Source organism: Candidatus Eisenbacteria bacterium, assembly GCA_018831195.1.
GTDB lineage: Bacteria > Eisenbacteria > RBG-16-71-46 > CAIMUX01 > JAHJDP01 > JAHJDP01.
Map to the genome: position 1 here is coordinate 25,438 of JAHJDP010000046.1, position 20,836 is coordinate 46,273.

Genomic DNA, 20,836 nt, shown 5'->3' on the forward strand with positions numbered 1-20,836 from the left:
CATCGCGTGGGGAATTTTCTGTGCGTTCGGCCATACCTAATCCGCCATCTCTGCTTGGGGTCCCGTCCCCAGCTGGGATGCATAGATCTCCTGATAGATCGGGCTGGATCGCATCAATTGTTCATGCGTGCCTTCGGCGGCGATATGCCCGCTGTCGATCACAATGATCTTGTCCGCGTTCAGTACGGTGCTGATGCGCTGGGCGACCATAAACGAGGTCCGGCCGTGCATCCATGATTTGAGGGCCTCTTGGATCTTCGTCTCGGTCGCCACATCGACCGCGCTGGTGGCGTCATCTAAAATCAGGATGGAAGGGCGCGTCAGCAAGGCGCGGGCAATGGCGATGCGCTGCTTCTGTCCGCCTGAAAGATTGACGCCACGTTCCTCAATATGCGTATCGTAGCCTTGCGGCAACTTGCGGATGAAATCGTGCGCTTGCGCCGCCTCGGCGGCGGCCACGACATCCGCCTCGCTCGCCTTCGGGCGTCCATAGGCGATGTTGTCGCGCACCGTGCCGGAGAAAAGAATCGTCTCCTGCGGGACGATGCCGATTTGCTCCACCAGTGTCTTCTGTTGGATCTGACGGATATCTACGCCATTGAGCGTGATCCTGCCGGAAGCGACTTCGTAGAAGCGCGGAACAAGGTTGACCAATGACGACTTGCCCGACCCGGTCGCGCCGAGAATGGCGACAATCTGACCCGGTTCGGCCACGAGGTTGATTCCCTGCAGCACTTCTTTCTCGGAGGAACCGCTGTATCGGAAGCTGACATTCTCAAAAATGATGCGGGGATTGGAGATGTCCGGCAGCGCCAACGGCTGTGTTGTATCCTTAACCTCTGGAACCGTCGTGAGGACCTCGTTGATTCTTTCAGCCGAGGCCGTTCCCGCCGCCGTGACGTTTGCCAGCATGACCATGATGGTCAGTGGTCCGAGCGTGTTCTGCAGGTAGTTGATGAAAGCCACCAACTGCCCGACGGTGATGCTATCGTCGATGGCCTGTATCCCGCCCCGCCAGATGACCGCCACGATCCCCAGATTGACGAAGATACTCATAGCCGGGGACAGCGTGGACATGAATTGCATCACCCTGATGGAGAACTGAGTGTATCCCTCATTGGAAACCTCGAAGCGTTCGCCTTCATGGTCGGCGCGTACAAACGCCTTGACGAGCCGCACGCCGGCGATGTTCTCCTGCAGGACCGTATTCAGCCGGTCCATTTTCTGCTGAACGTTTCGGAACAGCGGTTCCATCTTTGCGACGAAGAACGCAATCACCACAGTGACAGCGGCTAGGATGGGCAGCATCATCAGTGCCAGGCGGCTATCGGTGTTGAACATGAGGATGAGACTGCCGATCATCAGCAGGGGAGCCCGCGTGCCGATGCGGAGAAAGACCTGCACCAGCCGCTGGAACACGGTCGTATCACTGGATAGGCGCACCATCAACTGACCGGTGTTCATGCGATCGAGATTGCCGAAAGAAAACGATTGGATCTTTAAGAAAACCGCCTCACGCAAGTCGCGCGCCACACTCTCGCCCACCTGCACCGACAGGATGTTGTTGCCGATGGCGAAGAAGGTCTGGACGACCGAGATGCCGAGCATCACCAGCGTCGTGGAGAGGACCACTTGCATGTTTTTCGCGATGATGCCGTGATCGATGATCTTTTGTATAAGGCGTGGAATCGCCAGATCGATGAAGATGACGGCAATCAGCAAGACCAGGGAGATCAGGCTGCGCTTCCAGTAGGGCTGCACGAAGCGGAGAAGGCTGCATACATGTTTCATAAAAGAAGCGCGCCCGCTGAAGAGCCCATGGCAGCGCAGCCAGGATCGGCCGCACGACGCCGTTGTAGCGTCCACCGATCCGGCGGCCGCCGCTGTCCCTTCAAGTTATTCTGTCCACATTGTGGCGGTAAGGTCAAACCCTCCCGGCGACGGTAAAAATTTCTGCCGGTTGTGGCTCCTATGGTGCGCCCCTTCTTGACCCAACCCATCATTTGGCTATTGTCCCGGGTGTCGACGCGGCGTAGCATCCCCAATGTTTCCGTCTGGCGTCCGGATGACGACTCTGAGCCCCGCCAGCGTGACCTATACGAAAGGCCCCGAGTTTGACCCAAAGTGAAGGAGATCAATCTGTGTCCAGGAAACTCATTTTTACCAGCATGCTTGCTGCCATCTGCCTCGTCTCCTGCGGTGACGGCGACAGCGGAACGCAGCCGACAGTCGACACAACCGACCCCGCAGTGACCATCCTCCAGCCGGTCACCGGCGCCACCGTCCCGGCCGGTAACGTGATTATCAGCGCCCAGGCGACCGACAACGAAGAGATCGCAAAGGTCGAATTCTACGTTGACGGATCGAAGATCGGGGAGGACGCCAGCGGAGCGGCGAATATCTATGTGTACACTTGGGACGCGACCGGCCTCGCGAACGGCAGCGCGCACACGCTGCGCGCCCGGGCGCTCGACACCTCGGGTAACGGCGCCGATGCCTCGGTGATGGTCACGATCTGCCCCTGCCCGACCGGTCCGACTTACCATGCCCAAAACATTGACGCCAACGAGACATGGCGCGCCTGCTGCAATCCGCACATCGTGACCGAGTCGATCGGCATCGAGAACGGCGCCACCCTCACCATCCAGCCCGGCTGCATCGTGCGCATCGAGGCGGATAAGGGCTTCGTCTGTGGCTGGGGTGGCGCGGGTGACGGCGCCCTGATTGCTGTGGGCAAGCCTGATTCGACGATCCTCTTCACTTCGAACGAATCCCCGGCGGCGCCCGGTGATTGGTTCGGCTTCACTTTCCACGACGCCACCCTCCCCACTACGCGCTTCAGCTACTGCACGATCGAGTATGCCGGCCGCGACGGAGAGCAGGCGCTCCTCCTCGATTTCGGCGCGGTCGTGAAGATGGACCACTCGACGATCCAGCACAGCGCCGGCAAGGGGATCGCCTTTTCCCAGCAGGGATCCCACATGGCGGCGTTCACGAACAACACCATCACCGGCTGCGCCGACTACCCGCTCGAGGTAGAACCGGAATATGTGCGCGAACTGGGCGCCGGTAACAGCTTCACCGGTAACGCGGCCGGCAAGAACGCCATCACCGTGTACTATGGGATCGTTGAAACGAGCGGTACCTGGCGCCATCACGGCGTGCCCTATCGCGTGCCGGAAGGCCATGGTGTGGGCATCGGCAGCCAGACGGGGACCGCGGTGGTGACGATTGAACCCGGCACGGTGATCCAGTTCGGTCTCGACGCGTACCTGCATGTCGGGTACACGATCTCCGCCGGTCTGATTGCCGAGGGTACGGTCGCCAATCCGATCACCTTCACCAGCGAGCAAGCCAACCCGCAACCGGGCGATTGGCGGCATATTTATATCAGCGGCGCCTCGGTCGACGCGCAGTGCCGCCTCAAGCATTGCGTGATCGAGTACGGCGGCGGCGTTGTTGGTGCGCTCGAGAGTATCGCGATCGAGGACGCGCTGCCCTCGATCACGGACTGCGAGATCAACCACAGCGCCGGCTATGGTATTTCGCTGGGCGGTGGTGAATACCCCGACCCCGCGACGCTTGAGGGCTCGAACAGCTTCACCGGCAACGCCGGCGACAACGTGCACATTTTTTAGAGGGTGGAGGCGTCCGGTACGGCGGGAATCTCCGCCGCGCCGGACGCGTCATCCACGAGAGTGGGCCATGATGGCGAGTGCAAGGGATTGGTTCTGAAGAGCGCGGGAGGAGCTGCATCATGCAACAACTGAGATTGTTGATGCTATGTGTGCTGCTCTGGTTATCGCCTCCGGCAGCAAGGTGGTTGGCCAGCCGAGGGAGATCATTGTGTTGTTCGTTGACCACTGGGAACCGAACCTCAACGGGAATCCTGACCGGGTCCAGTTCTGGGTTGACAACTACCGCCCTTTCGCTGATCGCCATCGAGACTCCGATGGGCGGCCGCTTCGACATACATGGTTCCAGCGTAATGGCGCCCTCGGTAACCCTGGAGCCCACCGGACGAAAGGCAGCTGCGGCCTCTGCTGGAGCTATGTTTTGATGGGTTCGGCGAAATCGACCTGCATGTCCATCACGGTGAACAGGGATCACCGGAAGAGAATGTACTGAGCTTCGTGACCGGCATGTCTGAGTATATTGGGGGTCTGCAGCCTTACGGAATCGCTCTGACGGCAGCATCCCAACCCGCCACGGCTTTTGCTTTCATCCACGGCATGTGGGCGCTGGACAATTCACGTGGGGATCCACCCACAGATTGTGGCGTCAATACCGAACTCACGCTTTTGAAGCGGCTTGGATGTTACGCGGACTTCAAGTTTCCAGCCTGGGGCACGATGAATCCAAGCGTAAGGAACACTCTCTTCCACGCGCAGGACGACGCCGACCGGAGATCGTACGGAAAGCCCGAGAATATCCAATTGGCTTGTGCCGGTTGCGAACCTTGGGGCGATCTACTGCTCTTCCTCCAACGACGGCGTTAACTATCGCTTGCACTATGTCTCTGCGCGTGAGGCGTACAATATCGTGTGCGCGGCCGAGGACGTCCTCAGCGGCAATCCATCTCAGTACCTGGACTACGAGATCCCTCCCTACGCGCATCTTCTTATGAATGTTTCCTCACCCTACCGCCTTGTGAGGTGGTCAGAGGATGTATTGTTCAACCTGCTTGACGATCCTGCGGAGGTTACCATCCGCTTTCATGCCGCCGATCTGGAGAGGACCGTCTACGAATCCCCCGATACGTGCGCCTGGCTCGCCTTTGACGGCGAGATCCAGGTTTCCGACGATGAGTGCACTTTACATGACCCAACACCTTCACGCTGGTATCGCGTCACCCCGCCGCCCGGTGAATGCGTGGTCAATTGGGATGGAACGAACGCTCGCGGCGTACCCGTGGCAAGCGGCCTCTACATTTGCCGCCTCCAGAGCGGCAACTCTGTGCGCCAGACCCGGATGACGCTCTTGCGTTGATCATTGAGAAGGCTGGTTTGATGGCGGGAAGGGCCGTCCGCCCGGATAGCAAGCCCCCCCCCAAGCCGGTTTTTGATCTTTTTCTGGAACTTTATCAGGAAGTGCAGCTATAATGCCCTGGGATGGGATTTTCCCACCCGGGCGACTCGATGATTTCTTTCCTGAAGAGACGGCTTCCACCTTCCCTTCCAGAGTTCAGTTCTCAACGATTTTCCCTAAAGTTAGAGTAAATATATGCGTTTACCGGAAGGTGAATGCAGAATGAGGAAAAATGACACAGAAGATCTATGTCGGTAATTTGCCGTTCAGCGCTACGGAAGAGAGTCTCCGCGAGCTGTTTTCCCAACACGGAAGCGTGGAAACCGTCAAACTGATCACGGATCGTGATACAGGACGGCCACGGGGATTTGGGTTCGTCGAGATGGGCGATGGAGCAAGCGCCGCAATAAGCGCCCTCAACGAGCGTGAGCTCGGGGGTCGGAATCTCAAAGTCAACGAAGCCAAACCACGCGAAAATCGGCCCCAGCAGAGCCGCTGGTAACCGAAACATTGTACCCGTCGAGGGGAGGGCCAGTGGCTCACCCTCGGCGGGTATTCCGCTTTATCATCCATTTCGGGAGGATCATGGGACGGCGCAATAATTATAGTTTCGACAAGCGATCAAAAGAGCAGAAGAAAGAGAAAAAGGCTGAGGATAAACGGGTGCGAAAGCTTGCAAAGAAAGTGAGCGAAGACGGATCTATTGATTCCGAAACCACTGATATTGACACCGAAATCTCTGATATGGAATTCGAAAGTAAAAGATAAGAGTCGGCGCGCCGTGGCGGCCCCGTGGGGCGAAGACCGGCGACAGCTCATCCGGCTTGGAGACGAAGCGTCCGATTCGGGGCGCCCGTGTTCCTTCATTTTTCCCTCTTGTCATTGGGAAGGGGGAAGGGCGAGAATATAGGCAGATAGCGCTTGCCTTGATTGGTTCTCTTCGTCTCATCCGCCCGGCATTGCGGGCGGGAGGTGAGGTCATCCGGGCGGGCGTTCTCTATATTCCGGCAGGAATCCCTCCCGGCGTTTTCGGTTCATTGAGGCATCTTTTTTCGAAGGAAAGCAGCCATGAGATGTCCATTCGCATTCCACCAATCCATCCGGTCCAAATCTTCCTTCTCTGACAGCGCCGACGCTTTTTTACGGGGAGGTGTCGGAAAGGCCGCGGCTGTTCTTTGTATAACTTTATTCGGGGCGCTTCTTCAATCCTGTTCCGATAGGGAGCGGTTGGTTCCGGTTGAAACTCCGCATGACGGATTCACGACCGGCCCCGTTGCGGTCTATCCGGTGGCCGTGGGACCGGGGATGGCCGTCACAGACTCGATCTCCAGCGGTTCTTTTGTTTTTCCAGAAGGTGGAGATGGATCTCTCTCGGTGGCGAGGATTGTTGATGCTGCTCTGGAGCCTCCCATGGGAGGAGAAGGATTCTGGGTCGAATACACAGGCGATGAAGAGCTCGAATGGCATCAGGCGTATGGAACCAACGAGGTACCGCTCCTCTGGGTCTACGGATTTCCCGATGTCAGCCCTGCGGATGGGGAAGGCGACGCGGACCTTTGGTGGCCGGTGATGCCGGAGGATAGCACTTCGAATCCCGCGGTTTTCCCACTTGTGCGCCCGGGACGCCCAGAAGGGAAAGCCGGTTTACTTCCCGCCGCCTTGGAAGACCCTTGGGGCGGCAGACTTCCTTCCGAACCGGGCTCGAAATACCAGCGGCCGATCCATTCCTATTACTTCGTCCGCCATATCATCAATCGCGACGATCCGGATTGGATGATCTTGGGAAATTTCAAGCTCATCACCCGGTGGACAATCCGGGATTTGATCCATTTTCTTCCGGCGAATCTCCAGTCCCATGCGACGACAGAGACATCCGGCCGGTTGGCAATGAGAGGGTGGGCGGTCCTTCCGACAGATGATATCAGCGCCTACTCGGCGTTCCATTACCACACAACCTATGTCGCCGGCTATTACCGGCGGCTCTATCCGATGCTGAGTTATGTATACCAAGGTCCGAAAATGGCGACCGAAGCGACAATAGCGCACGAGGTCGGGCACTATTTCACCCACGTTTTTTTTGGTGACGATCCCTTTGAGCAGTTTTCAGACAGCCAGTTGCTCGCGACGCATGATATTGGGGATGAGCACGCCTCCCGGCCGATGCTGGAGGAATATGCCATGTATGTGGACTATTTAATGAATGGCAATATTCTCAGGTCTCTCGATGTTGAGGAACCGCACGTCCTCTTTGTGAAATCTCCCGAAGTCTTCGATTTGCCGGCGCTGGAGGGTTACGCAACCTGTCTTCTGGCGCGCCTTCACACCGGCAGCAGCACTATCAAAGGTCTTTCCGGAGCAACTGAAGATATACCCGTCGTCGCCGCGGGCCATGCCGATCTTCTGGGTGTGCTCTTCGGCAGCAAGCCGACCAGCGTCAATGAACTGCTGCCGGCAATCAGAAACTACCTGGCCCAAAGCGGCAAGCAGGATCTCCTGCCGGCGATCATGGAGCGCAGCGGCTGGTCGTATCATGGCGATGGGTTCGTCCTCGATCAAAATGCGCATCCCGTGCCGGGGGCCCAGGTGCAAGCGGTCTGCAAAACGACAAGCAGCGGAAACCGCGAGTACATGGCGCCGCTCCAGCCGGTTACAACCGGCAGTGACGGAAAATTTACACTGCCCCGTATCTTCCCGGGAACACATTGGATCAGGGTCACCACCGGATCGACCACCCAGGAATTTGCCTTCACGGTTGATCCGAACCTTAAGACGAGTCAAAAGATCTCCATCGGCGCGCTCACACTCCAGGATTCGGTACTGGACAAGTTGAAACAAATGACCTGGATCGGAGCCATCAGCTGCAATGGTGAATTCGATCTGGATAACGGAGGTATGGAAGTTGACCTCTTCACCACTGGATATCAGAGGGTGCATGAAGCGTCCTGGTCCGGCAACGAGTTGACATGGGTCTACGCCGATTCCAGTGCCTATTTTGATACCGTCAGCGGCGAAGAGATTATCTGCAGCGCGACCTTCAGTAATGATGGCAGGACCCTGACCCGACTGGAATGCCATATGGACGAGTGGCAAAGATTCCAGGGAGATCTGACCCATACGCGGGAGAGTGACATGGTTATTGAGGGGATCCCCCTCTCCTGGATCGACACGCAAACCCCGGGCAGTTGGTTCGCCAATTTCGATCTCCACCGGGAGGAAATTGCGCCGGCGGTGGTGGGTATCTCATTCGTGGAAAAATATTATCAATCAACCGTGCTCACGATTACGGCGACGGCCTTTCGCTGGACCGGAAGCACCATGCCGGGATGGATCGGATTCAGCCTCAAGAACAACAACCGCTAGCAAGGTGAAACTCTGGGATGATCGCCGCCGTCTGGCGCCACGGCGGAGGGCAGAACAGGAGGGCCTATCAGGATGGCGCTTTTATAACGTTCCTTGCCGTATTGCCGCATGCGATCAAATTCACCCCGCTCCACGCGGATATTCTGGGCGCGGTCCGCATCGCCGCCGTAACTCGCCACATCGGGATCATGAAAGGTGACGGATCCTTTATCGAAACCGGTCATCACAAGCCAGTGTGGAGCGCGATCACCCGTCAAGCGATAGGTGCTGACCAATACCACCGGGACCATGCCGCGGTACACGGCGCTGATGATATCCGCATGGGGGAAATCGTAATAAGCCATCGACACCCCGCTCCTCAGGGCCTTTTGGCGCAGATCTTCGTGGACAAGGCGAATGACGGAACGCTTGTACTCGTTGCGGACAGAGAGGAAAAACGGCGTCTGGTCCTTTGATTGTAAAACCCGCGTGGTGTGTCCGCGGCGCTGAGCCGCCAGAGCCAGGCCGAAGGGGCCTGTGCCGCCGATCCCGGATGTCATGAAGACCAGCGTGGCTTCCTTCCATAGGTTCAGTTCCAATGCGCGCGTCAATGGAACATCCGGGTGGAAATACTTCAACGCCATCATCAAACATGCCGGCCCGCACGTAAAATCCAGCGTTTGTGAGTGATAAGGGATGGGCAGGCGCAGCTCGGACGCTACGGCTTTATCGAGGGTCTTAAACATGCGCAGACCGGTGGCGCCGTCTTCGTAGTAATCGTTGAGTTTCTCGCTCAAGCGGTAGCCGTGCTGCCCGTAGAATTCCACCGCCCGGCGGTTGTCCTGCCGGACTTCGAGCGAGAGTTCAGCACAATGATGCCAAGCGGCTTCCCATTCACATTCTTCAAGAAGCCGTTTGCCCAAACCCTGCCCCTGGCGGCTTGGATCCACAACCAAGTTGTACAAACGCCCGCTGCGTTGTGTCTTGCGCCATAGCAGGTAAGCCGCGCCCACAACACCATGGCCATCCTCTGCTACCAGAAGAGTCCCATGGGAACGGGTGAGCAGGTACTCTATCTGATGGCGATTGAAACGATCGGTCGTAAAACCCAGGTGTTCCAAACGCACCAAGATATCCAGATCCCGCTGTGAAGCCAATCGTATCATCAGGCTGTTTTGCGGGGAGCACACTAGGATTCCATCAAGAAACGGATGATCTTCTCATAGACATCCGGCGCCTTCTTGTCCTCGTCACCGGCGATAATCGTGGGATTGTCATTGACTTCAATAACGATGTAATCATCGCCCACTTGCTTTAGATCCACACCATAGAGTCCTTCCCCGATAGCGGCGGCCGCTTGTAAGGCCCGCTCCAGCAGGTGCGGATCAGCCTCCGCCAGGCTCATCGACTTAACGGGTCCCTGAATGGCCGGCCCGGTGGGCATATAGGTCAGAATTTTCCAACGCTTCTTGGGGATTGTGTACTGGCAGACATAGAGCGGCCGGTTGCCGAGGATGCCGACACGCCAATCGAACTGCGAGGGTACGAAGCGCTGGGCGATGATGCGGTCGGCGCGGCGCATGAAGCGCTTGCCGATCGACAGGTATTCCTCCACCGTCTTGGCGCGCTCGACGTAAAGGGAGAAACTGCTGTGAGGCGCTTTGAGCACCAGGGGATTTCCCAAGCGTTCGAAGAGATCTTTGCCATGCACGGCCGTCACTTCCGCCTCGGAGACGAATTCCGTCTCCGGCATGGACACGCCGGCCCGTCGAAGATGATGATACATATTTACCTTGTCACAACAGATGTAGATGGAATCGGGATCATCAAGGACCGGGATGTTGTGCATCTGCGCCGTGCGAGCCGCCACATAGGCCGAATTGAGCGGATCCGTGGCGGCCCGGATAAAGAGGGCGTTGCAATCGGGGATCTTGTACATATCGGGCCGGAACAGGAAATCCGTCCGGTGCCCCAGGCGCTGGGCGACCTGGGCAAATCGCATCAGGGATCCCATCTCATGTGAATTCGAGATGGTGGATCGTTCTACATAAAGACCTAGATTCCCCATTTTATCCGCCCATCCAGGTGAGTTAATTCCTGTTCGGTGAGTTTGGTCAATTCCAACTGGGAAACATCGCTTAAAAGAATTCCCGCTTCGGCTGTGACAATGACGCGAACCGTTGCAAGGGGAATGTGAAACAGCTCCCATACGATACGCGAGATGGACCGGAAGCGCGGGGATGAACTCCATCCCAAAACAGAGCGGAAACGCCGAACCTGCCCGCCGGGGGGGATATCCTGGCAGCAGATGGCGTAGGTGAAGTTGCGCGTCATGGACCTGGCGATGGACTCTTCGCGGCCGTGTTTCATGACCGTACGGCTGCGGCTCATGAAGGGGTTGATGGGATCAATCACCACGGGTGGTTCGAAGTAACCGTTGGTAATGTAGAACTCGGGGGTCGGCACACCGGCTAATTTCGCCTTTTCCAAGAGGAGCGGTGTGACATAGGCATCCAGGATTTCTCGGCAGGTGGGATGGACGGTGCGGCCTTCAAGCTCGTGATCTTGCGATACATAATAGGGCGCCTCGAGGTAATCATAGGCGCCCGCCATATTGAGCAGGCCGTTCCCCGACGGGTGCCGGGCGATAAAATCAGCCGCCTTGGCGCTCTTGAGGAAGGCCGCGGCGGAAAAGATCTTCGATGACATGCTTGCCTCACTTCTTGACGAGATGACCGCGCGCGGTCATCCGGCGGTGGCGGTCATCCGGCATCCGCCAGCCCAGCTTACGATCCATGTGGGTGAGATGTATCATAAACTTTGAACCACCGGCAAGCTCGTTCAAGATTGGGGATCGCTTAAGACGGCGGGGGATCTCCCCCTTTCCCGCGAAGGATGTAACCGATTCCGGGCGCCGTGATGATGTAGCGAGGCTGCGCGGGGTCGCTCTCGACCTTCTGCCGCAGCCGGCGGACGAGCTGTTTAAGAAGCTGGCGGTCCCCCTGGCCGGAGTACCCCCAGACATGTCCCGTGATGCGCTCCGCGCTCAGCGGCCGCTCCGCGTTCGCCACGAGGAGATGCAGCAGGCGACTCTCCAAATGTGTGAGATGCACGGGGTTTCCACCGGACACCCGAACCGATTGCGATTCGATATCAAGTTCGATCTCTCCCGATTGCAGCGCCCCCGGACGCTCCCGCCCCGCCCGGCGCAGCAGCGCCCCCACGCGGGCGACCAGGGTGCGAGGGCTGAACGGCTTGGTCAGGTAATCATCGGCGCCCAAATCGAGTCCCCGGATCTGATCGGATTCGTCCGATCGCACGGAGAGCACGAGGATGGGCGTGGTCGATTCATCCTCCCGGATTTTCCGAATGACGTCGAATCCACTCATTTTCGGCATGTTCAAGTCCAGGATGATCAAATCGGGCGCCTCCTCGTCCATCATCTTCAGCGCCATAATTCCGTCCGAAGCCTCGAGTGCGAGGTACCCCTCTTGGCGGAGGGCATACGCGATCAATCCGCGCAACGTCATATCATCATCGACAACGAGGATCTTCATGGCTCGACCGTGGGCGTGTCGCTGATGGGGAGATAAACAGAGAAGCGCGAGCCCGAAGCGGCGCCGGGCGTCGGCTCGACGGTGACGCGCCCGCCATGGCGCGTCACGATGGATTTCACAATCCACAGACCGAGACCAATCCCGCTCTCCTCCGGTTCCGAACCGGAAGAGCGCACGAAGCGCTCGAAGACCATATCCCCGTCGCCATGCGGGAATCCGGTGCCCTCGTCATCGATCCAGAGTTGGATCTGATCGGCGTGCACACGCCCGCCAATCCGAATCTTGGAATCGGCCGGTGCGAACTTGCTCGCGTTGGCGAGCAGGTTCACAAAGACCTGAACCAATCGAGGCGGATCGCCCATGATCGGCGGCAGGGGGAAGGGCAGCTCCGATTCCAGAATTTGCCCGCGCTGTGTGATCAGCGGCGCCGTCATCGACAGAGCGTCCTCCACCACGGTGTCGAGGGTGACGCTCTGACGCCGGATGGCCTTCTGGCCGGCGTCGATCCGCACGCTCTCCAGCAGATTGTCGATCAGCCAGGTCAGCCGTAGAGTACCCTGTTCGAGCGAGCGCACCAGGGGTTCCAAATTCGCGCCCGGCTCACGAGCGATGCGGTCGCGAAGCAGCTCGATGGAGGCGAGTTGGGCGGAGAGAGGCGTCCGAAACTCGTGCGAGATGTTGGCCAGCACCGTATCGCGCAGGCGCCGGGTCACCTCCACCTCGGTTTCATCGCGGATCATCTGAAACTGGAGAACCTCGGAGGGATCCGCTCCCGCCGGGGAGGGCATGGCGCTGGTGATCACCACGGTCTGTTGCCGCTCGCCGCGCCTCAGCCACAGATGCTCGGTAGCGCGGACCGTGCCGCGGAAGCGTGCGTGTACGATCGGACAACGATCTGTGCAGGGGCGTTTGCCATCGATCGGTTCGGGATCAAGCACGTCACCGCAGAACCGGCCGATAATATCTTCCGGGCGGAGACCCATAAGCTCGGCTCCCTGCGGGTTCACATAGCGGATCTTGCGCTCGCGATCGACGGTGAAGACTCCCTCGACGATGCCCCCCAGAACCGCTTCCGCCTCGGCGCGCCGCTGGCGGAGTTCCGCCGTGAGCGCCACGAGGCGATGACGCATTTCTTCCATGGTACCGCTCAGGGTCCCGATCTCGGCTCCAGCCTCCCGCTGGATCGGCGTTTCGAGGTCACCGCGTCCGATGCGAGCCGCGGCCGCCGTCAGAACACGCAGCGGCCGCGCCAGCCGCCGTCCCACCAGAACGCTGACGGCCGCCGCCAGCAGCGCCACAAACAAAGCGAGGAGAAAGAGCGATCGCGCCAGGGTACGGATGGAGGCGGCGACGCCCCGGGCCGACAGATGGGCCGCGACCACCCCTGGGATGTTGCCGGATGGGGAGTGCAGCGGCAGGATAGCCAGGTAGGCGTCCTCGTCGGCGATGTACTGTTGGGTGGAATTTCCCGTGGCCAGGGCGCGCTGGCATGCCACATTCCGCAAACCGGACGGCATGACATCGCGCGGTATGATCGCGATCTCCACTCCGACCTGCGCCGCCACGATCTGCGCGAACTCTTCGTCGAGCCATCGTGCGGCCACGGCGGCTGCGGCGTTATCGCCGTCACGAACCGGAATCACCGCGCCGGCGATGAGCGGCTGATGCGGTTCGGGCTGCAACAGGACTTGTTCCTTCGAGCCCGCCGCCAGAAGGATTGCGTTCCAGTCGAGCGCCGCGCCGGCGCTCGCCACGATGCCGGAGCTGTCCACCAGGGCGCATCCCGCCAGGTTGCCCGTTTCGCCGAACTGGCTCAAGAAGGCGACGAGACCTTTCCGGTCAGAGGAGTGATACAACTGCAGCAGAGTGGGCCGTTGGGCCAGCAGGCGCGTTGAGGTGAGGACGTCGATCTCCGCATACTCCACCGCCCGGAGAGCGCTCCCGCCCGCGGTCTCGACCCGGCTCAGCGCCTGCTCGTCGGCGAGCCGGCGCAGAACCTGGCTCCCGCCCGCGGTCACGACCAGTACGGCTCCCGCCACCAGCCCGACGTTGACCAGGATGAGGACACTGCCAAGTCCGAGGCGACGCCGGACGGAGTTTCTGGCTGAGCTCATCGTGTCCCCCGTCGCGAGTACCGCTCCAACATCGCTTTCAGGATCAGGGTTGTCAGGGCCAGGGCCGTGAGGATGGTAGCCACCGCGAACGCCGCCGCAAACTGGTATTCATTGTAGAGGACCTCGACATGGAGCGGCAGAGTGTTGGTTCTCCCGCGAATGTGCCCTGATACGACGGATACCGCCCCGAACTCACCCATGGCCCGAGCATTGCACAATATGCAACCGTAAAGAAGTCCCCAGCGCATGGGAGGCAAGCTTACTTGGAAGAAGGTCCGCCAGCCACCGGCCCCAAGCGTGAGCGCGGCCTGTTCTTCCTGTGTTCCCCGCGATTCCAGGATTGGAATCAACTCACGCGCAACAAAGGGCACCGTCACAAAGAGGGTGGCCAAGATCACTCCCGGCGGAGCGAAGAGGATGCGGATTCCCATTTTGGTGAGCCATGGCGCCAGAGGACCCTGGGCGCCGAACAGGAGCACGAAACTGAGCCCGGCAACGACCGGCGACACGCTGAAGGGCACATCGATCATTGTTAAGAGGAGCTGCCGCCCGCGAAATGTGAACCGGGTCAGCAGCCACGCGGCGGCCACGCCGAAGACGAGATTGAGGGGAACGGCGACCACGGCCGCCAGCAGGGTGAGCCGCACCGCTGCTAGGGTCATCGGATCCGCCAGCGCGGCGGCGTAGGCCGACGCTCCCTCTGAAAAGGCCTTGCTGAAGACGAGGATCAGCGGCAAAACGAGAAACATTCCAAGAAAGGCGACGGCCGCGCTGACCAAGAGGCGCCGCACGAGGGGTGGCTCACCCAGCCCTGGAAGGCTGTGCCGCTCGACGACGATGTGACGGGTCAGCTTCATGTTCACCTCAGGCACTTTGCATCGCTCTTCGCGCCTGCCGCGACAACAGATTGATGGCCAGCAGCAGGCCGAAGGAGGCCACCAGGAAAACCGAGGCGATAGCTGTGGCGGCCGCGTAGTCGTACTGCTCAAGCTGGATCACGATGAGGAGGGGTGTGATTTCCGATCGCATCGGGATATTGCCGGCGATGAAGATCACCGATCCATACTCTCCCAGCCCGCGCGCCAGGGCGAGTGTGAATCCCGTGAAGAGTGACGGGAGCAGCTCGGGCAGGATCACGCGCCGGAAGGTGAACCACTGCTTCGCTCCCATGCTCGCCGCCGCCTCCTCCAGCGTCGGATCAAGATCATGAAGCACGGGTTGCACAGATCGCACCACAAAGGGCAGCCCGATGAAGATAAGGGCCAAAGTCACCCCGAGCGGGGTGTAGACAGCATGGATCCCGGCTGCCTCGAGGAACCTGCCAATCCATCCGTCCCGTGCAAAGAGGGCGGTGAGGACGATGCCGGCGACAGCGGTTGGCAGCGCGAAGGGCAGGTCGACGAGTGCATCGAGCAGGCGCCTTCCCGGAAAGCGGTATCGCTCCAGGACCCAGGCGATGATGAATCCAAAAACCGCATTGATGGCCGCGGCCGCCAGGGCCGCCAAAAAACTCAGCCGATAGGCCGCCAGTGTGCGAGGGGCCGTCAGTGCTTCAAGGAAGGCCGCCGGCCCCATCGACGCTGCCCGCAGGAAGACAAACGCGAGCGGAATCAGAACCAGCAGGGACAAATACGAGACCGTGATGCCGAAGCTCAAGCCAAATCCGGGAAGCAAACGACGCCGGTGCCTGCGAACCGGTTCCCGGGGCGGGCCGGGCTCTAAGCCGGGCTGCTTCACTTGCCCACTCCGTAGATGTCGTCAAAGATGCCGCCGTTGGCGAAATGCCGCTTCTGGGCTTGCGCCCATCCGCCGAATTCGACCTCCACGTTGAGCATCTCCACATGCGGAAACTGGGAAGCAAACTCTTGGGCGATCTCCGGCAGCCAGGGGCGATAAAAATGGCGGGCCGCAATCCTCTGTCCTTCCGGAGAGTAGAGATACTGCACGTAGGCCAGGGCCGCGTCATACGTTCCATGCCTCTTCACGACGGCGTCGACCAAGGTGACGGGGGGTTCAGCCAGGATGGAAATCGAGGGGACGACGATTTCGAAGTCATCCGCGTGCCGTCCCCGGATGGCCAGCATCGCCTCATTTTCCCAGGCCAGAAGGACATCCCCGATCCCGCGTTCGACGAAGGTGATGGTGGAACCGCGCGCTCCCGTATCCAGTATCGGAACATTGGCGAAAAGCCGGCTCACGAATTGCCTCGCCGCCGTCTCGTCTCCATCGGATTGGCGCAGCGCGTATCCCCAGGCCGCCAGGTAATTCCAGCGGGCGCCCCCCGATGTCTTTGGGTTCGGTGTGATCACGGACACGCCGGGGCGAACGAGATCGTTCCAGTCCCGGATCTGCTTCGGGTTACCCTTGTGCACTAGGAAGACGATGGTGGAGGTGTAGGGACAGCTGCGGTTAGGAAGGCGATCCTGCCAGTCGGCGGCGAGCAGGCCGGTGCGGGCGATGGCGTCGATGTCGTAGGCGAGAGCCAGGGTGATCACGTCGGCCTCCAGGCCGTCAATGACGGATCGGGCTTGCTTGCCGGAACCGCCGTGCGATTGATCAATGCGGATGCTCTTTCCGGTCTCCTTCTGCCAATGGGCCGCGAAGGCCGCGTTAAACTCCTGGTACAGCTCGCGCGTCGGGTCGTAAGAGACGTTGAGAAGAACAAGCTCCTTGTCTCCGGCGATCGCCGCAGAAGACCCAACCAGCGCCAATACAAAAATGATCACCCCGATCTGCTGCATAACCAATCCTCCTTAGCTGCCTGTTACAAAGAAACCTGAAGACGCTGCCACAGGAGCCGCTCGGTATCGCGATCTCCGGCACCGCCCCCGCCGTCGAATCGGGTCTCTTCGTAACCCATCGCCACGGTCACGTTGGCGTCGAGGTGCCACCGCACCCCGCCACTCATGGAAAAAGCCCGCCGCGCCGCGTTCTCCGGATCTGCAAAGGCCGGGAAGGCATCGTCATCGAGCTGGATATGCGCCAGCCGGCCCACCAACTCCAACGCACCCATCGCGCCCGTGGCCCGAGAGAAGGGGTGGTGCGGATTGACACCGCGATAGGTCCGAGCATCGCGGGTGAGCATCACACTGAGGGAGACCTGCCAGGCCTGGTGCTGAAGGCGCTCGGTGAGATCGCCGATTCGAACCTCTTGCTCCGATATCACAAACTCCGCCTGGCCGCCGGCCCGCCCGCCATACAGCGAGATCTGCGGCGCAAGACGGCGGCGCGCGCCATCGGCCACAGCGCCGGAGGCTGTTTCGGTCGCGGCGCGATACGAAAAGAATTTGAGTTGTCCGGAGGTCCGATACGACGGAAGGTTGGCGGCGCCCTGCGTTCGGCCGGTCGTTCCTCCGACGCCGACTGCTAATCCTTTTAGGAAGGCCGGCCCTCGGTCCTGCCATGGATGCAGGATAATGCGGCCGAGGATCTCCTTGTCCGAATCGGCGTCATGATACAGGCTGGCCCCGTCGGCGGCCCCGTTGAACAGGCCGAGATCGTAGGAGATAAGGCCGGCGTCTCCGGTCCAGAGGACTCCAATGTCACGATTCGGCGTCAGGTTCGAGACCAAAGAGCGCTCGATAAGATGCAGCGCTGATGCCGATTGCATTCGTTCCGCCGAAAGGGGCACCTTGAATCGCCCCGCCCGGATCCGCCCTGCTTTACCGAACCGAAGATCCATATATCCGTCTTCAAGCTGGCTCTTGCCGTCACCAAATTCCGGCATCACCCGCAGCATCACCCACGACCCGGCGCTGTACTCCACGATCGGCTGCAAGCGCCGGATGAGGAAGGCGTTGGGAGCGGGGAGATTGTCCGTTCCCTTTGCGAAGAAACGGCCGTCAAACTGCGCGTAGCCACGCAAACGCAAGGCATATTGGCCGTCGGCTGAAACGATCGCGACGCCGCGCCCGTCCACTTCCACTGTGGCAGGATCAGCACCGTGCGAAGGAGGAGGCCCCCAAAGGAGTGTGATCGCGATGCCGATGCCCATCGTTTGAAGGGCCCGAGGGATTCTCATGAATTTCCTCCATTCTCTTTACTTTTCATTTTTTAAGGATCCGTGGGCGGACCAGAAGAACCGCTCGATCCCTGATCTCCTCGAGAAGATCACGAACCTGTCGGCTGAGCGCGAATCCTCGTCCACGCGCGGCGACAGGAACGCCTAAGACCGCCAAGTCATGCCGCCGTCCGCCGAGTTCGGCCAGGATCTGTTCCTTCACCTCGCCCGAGCGCAAGACGCTCCGCGAAGGGACTCCCCACAGCGAGAGTGTTCGTTCCCCCGCGGCGAGGAATCGACGGGCCTGTTCGAGAGCGGGGTCCGGGGTTCGGTCCCCGAGTACCGTGAGGATGGTCGCCTCAGCGCCGAGATGCCGGACAAGGCGGCCCGCGAATTGGACATCTTCCTTAGCCGACTCACCCACGGTCACACAGATAAGCGCCTGGGTCGGCAGGGAGGCGCCGGGGGGTACGAGCAGTAGATGATGCTCGGCGATGGAGAGCAGGTGCTCCGCGAGCCGCGCCACGCCACGGGCCGGCCGGGCGTGCACCACCAGGTCATAAGGGTTCCATTCCGTCTCGGCCAGAACCGCGTCTGGGAGGGGATCGGCGCTCATCCTCGGTTCTTGCAGGAGATCGGAGCCGGTCAGGCCGCGCAGTTCCTGGAGCGCGGACCGAAGCCCTTCCCCATCCAAGCCTTGGGCGAGCATTGTCACCCGCGCATGCGCCAGGCTGGCCAACCGTCCGCCCATCTCCAGGGCTGAATGGGCCGCCGGCGATCCATCCGTCACCACGAGGAACGACATTCCGGGATGTGTCAGCGCATGGATCCGGCGGACGCCGATCCAGGCCGTATCGCCAGGCTGGAGTGGAAAGCGCAGGGCATAGTCCTGAGGCCGCGTGGCCTCGATCAGCATGGAGTCGCTCCCGAAGGGGGCCGGAGGTGAAATGGCCCGCACGCCGGGGAGCTTGGGCAGCTGCAGTCGAAGCCGCTGGTGTCCGCCGGCGAAACTTGCCTCCACAACCCGAGCCTCGCCCAGCAGCGGCTCCTCGAGGGCTTCGCGCGCATTGCGGACGACGACATCCTCAGGACGAAAGAGGACCTGAACCCGCCGGTAGAGGGTGTTGTGCTCCACAACGGCCGAGCTGAGGGGAAAGTGTAACGGTCCCAACCGGACGCCGTCGGAGGCGCATTCTCCAACCATCAAGTTGGCGCTGCCGAGGAATGTGGCCACGAACTCGGTCTGAGGGCGCAGGTAGAGCTCATCGGGCGCTCCGACCTCCAGCAAGCGCCCCGAATGCATGACACCGATGCGATCGGCGAGCGCGAACGCCTCTTCCTGATCGTGCGTCACGAAGATCGTCGGAATCGAGAGCTCCCGCTGAATGCTGCGGATGGCGCCTCGCAATTCTGCACGGATGGGTGGATCCAGCGCGCCGAAAGGTTCATCGAGGAGCAGCACATCGGGTTGGCAAGCCAGCGCGCGCGCTAGTGCGACCCGCTGCTGCTGGCCGCCGGAGAGCTGCCGGGGATAGCGGTCGCCAAGTCCCGAGAGACCAACGAGTTCGAGCAGTTCCTCGCGCCGGTGCAGGCGCTCGATATGGGGCATCTTGCGGATGCGCAGGACGAACTCGATGTTGGCCGCAACCGTCATCTGCTGGAAGAGCGCGTAGTTTTGGAATACAAAACCGATGCGGCGCGCCTGCGGCGGGAGGTCGGTGATATCGCGGCCTCGAATGGAGACCGAGCCGGAGTCGACCTCCGTGAGACCGGCGATCATGCGGAGAACCGTGCTTTTGCCGCTTCCACTGGGACCCAAGAGGACGAAGAGTTCACCCTCGAGAACCTCCAAGGAGAGTCCATGGACCGCGGTGTGATCACGGTACTGCTTGACCAAATGACGCAACGAGATAGACATCGAGGCTCTGCTCCTATGACCGCCAAAGAGCGCACTGCATGAATACTGGCCGGGCCACATTCACTGAGCCGAGGATATCAGGCGACGGTTACAAGGCTGGTGACGCTGCGGTGACAAAGTGGTTATATTTTTGCGGAGTCGGCATGAACCATGCCGGATTTTTCTGATCCAAAAAAATTCGCGTGCCTTCCGACGTTGAGCGGGCCCGCTGCCGTCTACTCGTTGTCGGCTACCCTCACCCAGGTCGTATTGCGGCCTAATTTTACAAAGCCGACTTTTACATAACCGAACAACTCAAGTCGGTTTTCATCCTCTAAGGTTAGCTTACAGCGGTAGGTCTTGCCGTTCTTTGGATCGTAAATGCGGCCATCAACCCATTTGTTTTTGCCGTCGTGCACAAAGTCGCGCATCATCTCCAAACCGATGAGCGGCCGGTCACGGAGACTTTCGTCGGGATTGTGGAGATCCACGAGCGGCATGCCCAGGGTGCCCTCGGGATCATCTTCTACATAATCCGGTTTGTTCAGCCAAATGATGCGGCCGCAGATCTTGCCATCCGATTCATAAACCTCGACATGGGACCATCGGTCTTCCTGATGTTCCGTCTCCCAGATCCCAAGAATTGCATGGGGTTCAAAAATCGGATCATCTCCGGCGGAGACTCGATCCGGCATGCTTGCGGTGAGGAGCACTGGGACAATGACAAGTAGAATGATAAAGACGCACCGGCGAAGCGCCGCATGGGAGGGAAGAGACCGCCTCGTGAACAGAAGAATTGTGAGTGACGTCGTCATGATGATTCTCCTTTATCACTCAAGAGCCCCGGCACCTATTGGGGCGCCGGGGCTGAAGCTTGCTCTGCAGATGATGCTACCGAATT

18 protein-coding genes are annotated in these 20,836 nt (G+C 60.0%); 6 read left to right on the plus strand and 12 right to left on the minus strand.

Going from position 1 to position 20,836, the window contains the following annotated elements; all coding sequences use genetic code 11:
• Positions 1-36: 36 nt before the first annotated feature.
• Entirely contained in the window at positions 37-1,791 is a 1,755-nt protein-coding gene (locus tag KJ970_09505) for an ABC transporter ATP-binding protein/permease (GenBank protein ID MBU2691154.1), read from the minus strand.
• A 350-nt stretch (positions 1,792-2,141) separates the two neighbouring features.
• On the opposite strand from KJ970_09505, the gene KJ970_09510 reads away from it, so the two are divergent.
• The 6 genes from KJ970_09510 to KJ970_09535 all read left to right on the plus strand — a co-directional run bounded on the left by KJ970_09510 (position 2,142) and on the right by KJ970_09535 (position 8,388).
• Entirely contained in the window at positions 2,142-3,638 is a 1,497-nt protein-coding gene (locus KJ970_09510; GenBank protein ID MBU2691155.1) for a hypothetical protein, read from the plus strand.
• Positions 3,639-3,846: 208 nt separating this feature from the next.
• Positions 3,847-4,128, plus strand: coding sequence for a hypothetical protein (locus KJ970_09515; GenBank protein ID MBU2691156.1), 282 nt, complete (start codon positions 3,847-3,849; stop codon positions 4,126-4,128).
• A gap of 315 nt (positions 4,129-4,443) precedes the next feature.
• On the plus strand, positions 4,444-4,989 hold the full coding sequence (locus tag KJ970_09520) for a hypothetical protein (GenBank protein ID MBU2691157.1): 546 nt from the start codon (positions 4,444-4,446) through the stop codon (positions 4,987-4,989).
• A gap of 271 nt (positions 4,990-5,260) precedes the next feature.
• The gene (locus KJ970_09525; protein ID MBU2691158.1) at positions 5,261-5,530 is read left to right on the plus strand and encodes an RNA-binding protein; all 270 of its coding nucleotides are present in this window, start codon (positions 5,261-5,263) and stop codon (positions 5,528-5,530) included.
• Positions 5,531-5,613: 83 nt separating this feature from the next.
• Positions 5,614-5,796: a hypothetical protein gene (locus tag KJ970_09530; protein ID MBU2691159.1), complete on the plus strand. Its 183-nt coding sequence runs from the start codon at positions 5,614-5,616 to the stop codon at positions 5,794-5,796.
• Positions 5,797-6,096: 300 nt separating this feature from the next.
• Entirely contained in the window at positions 6,097-8,388 is a 2,292-nt protein-coding gene (locus KJ970_09535) for a carboxypeptidase-like regulatory domain-containing protein (protein MBU2691160.1), read from the plus strand.
• On the opposite strand, the gene KJ970_09540 is transcribed toward KJ970_09535, so the two are convergent.
• The 11 genes from KJ970_09540 to KJ970_09590 form a co-directional block, all read right to left on the minus strand.
• Positions 8,385-9,533, minus strand: a complete 1,149-nt coding sequence (locus KJ970_09540; GenBank protein MBU2691161.1) for a peptidase C39 family protein — start codon at positions 9,531-9,533, stop codon at positions 8,385-8,387. The two genes, KJ970_09535 and KJ970_09540, sit on opposite strands and share 4 nt — an antisense overlap.
• Positions 9,534-9,556: 23 nt before the next feature.
• Positions 9,557-10,435, minus strand: coding sequence for a RimK family alpha-L-glutamate ligase (locus KJ970_09545; GenBank protein ID MBU2691162.1), 879 nt, complete (start codon positions 10,433-10,435; stop codon positions 9,557-9,559).
• Positions 10,423-11,076 carry a RimK-like ATPgrasp N-terminal domain-containing protein gene (locus KJ970_09550; protein ID MBU2691163.1) on the minus strand — a complete coding sequence of 218 codons (654 nt, stop codon included), beginning with the start codon at positions 11,074-11,076 and terminating at the stop codon, positions 10,423-10,425. Before KJ970_09550 ends, KJ970_09545 begins: the two co-directional genes overlap by 13 nt.
• A 149-nt stretch (positions 11,077-11,225) precedes the next feature.
• On the minus strand, positions 11,226-11,924 hold the full coding sequence (locus tag KJ970_09555; protein ID MBU2691164.1) for a response regulator transcription factor: 699 nt from the start codon (positions 11,922-11,924) through the stop codon (positions 11,226-11,228).
• Positions 11,921-14,038 (minus strand): HAMP domain-containing protein, encoded by a 2,118-nt coding sequence (locus KJ970_09560; protein ID MBU2691165.1) that lies wholly within the window; start codon positions 14,036-14,038, stop codon positions 11,921-11,923. The genes KJ970_09555 and KJ970_09560 overlap by 4 nt, the downstream gene beginning before the upstream one ends.
• Positions 14,035-14,895, minus strand: a complete 861-nt coding sequence (gene cysW, locus KJ970_09565; GenBank protein ID MBU2691166.1) for a sulfate ABC transporter permease subunit CysW — start codon at positions 14,893-14,895, stop codon at positions 14,035-14,037. Before cysW ends, KJ970_09560 begins: the two co-directional genes overlap by 4 nt.
• A 7-nt stretch (positions 14,896-14,902) precedes the next feature.
• Positions 14,903-15,775 carry a sulfate ABC transporter permease subunit CysT gene (gene cysT / locus KJ970_09570; GenBank protein MBU2691167.1) on the minus strand — a complete coding sequence of 291 codons (873 nt, stop codon included), beginning with the start codon at positions 15,773-15,775 and terminating at the stop codon, positions 14,903-14,905.
• Positions 15,772-16,779, minus strand: a complete 1,008-nt coding sequence (locus tag KJ970_09575) for a sulfate ABC transporter substrate-binding protein (protein MBU2691168.1) — start codon at positions 16,777-16,779, stop codon at positions 15,772-15,774. Before KJ970_09575 ends, cysT begins: the two co-directional genes overlap by 4 nt.
• A 23-nt stretch (positions 16,780-16,802) precedes the next feature.
• Positions 16,803-18,059 carry an OprO/OprP family phosphate-selective porin gene (locus tag KJ970_09580; GenBank protein MBU2691169.1) on the minus strand — a complete coding sequence of 419 codons (1,257 nt, stop codon included), beginning with the start codon at positions 18,057-18,059 and terminating at the stop codon, positions 16,803-16,805.
• 25 nt (positions 18,060-18,084) lie between these two features.
• Positions 18,085-19,956 (minus strand): ABC transporter ATP-binding protein, encoded by a 1,872-nt coding sequence (locus tag KJ970_09585; protein ID MBU2691170.1) that lies wholly within the window; start codon positions 19,954-19,956, stop codon positions 18,085-18,087.
• A 215-nt stretch (positions 19,957-20,171) separates the two neighbouring features.
• Positions 20,172-20,750, minus strand: coding sequence for a DUF2147 domain-containing protein (locus KJ970_09590; protein MBU2691171.1), 579 nt, complete (start codon positions 20,748-20,750; stop codon positions 20,172-20,174).
• Positions 20,751-20,836 lie beyond the last annotated feature (86 nt).